Annotated in this window: 1 pseudogene; it reads left to right on the forward strand. The window is 66.9% G+C overall.

Annotated features, from left to right (window positions below):
* Positions 1-305: pseudogene (sucA, locus tag E5162_RS14525) on the forward strand (2-oxoglutarate dehydrogenase E1 component); the annotation flags it as partial.

Consider the following 305-nt stretch of genomic DNA (forward strand, 5'->3'; position numbering starts at 1 on the left):
GGGCACCAAGCGCTTCGGCATCGATGGCGGCGAGGCCATGGTCCCGGCGCTGGAGCAGATCAGCAAGCGCGGCGGCGCGCTCGGCGTCACCGACATGGTGGTCGGCATGCCGCACCCCGGGCGCCTGAACGTGCTCGGCGCGGTGATGGCCAAGCCCTACCACGTCATTTTCAACGAGTTTCAGGGCGGCGATACGCTCGGTGCGGAGTATTCCTCCGGCGACGTGAAATATCACCTCGGCTCCTCGTCCGACCGCGAGTTTGACGGCAATACCGTCCACCTCTCGCTGACGGCCAACCCCTCCG

Source organism: Marinicauda pacifica (genome assembly GCF_004793635.1).
GTDB classification, from domain to species: domain Bacteria; phylum Pseudomonadota; class Alphaproteobacteria; order Caulobacterales; family Maricaulaceae; genus Marinicauda; species Marinicauda pacifica.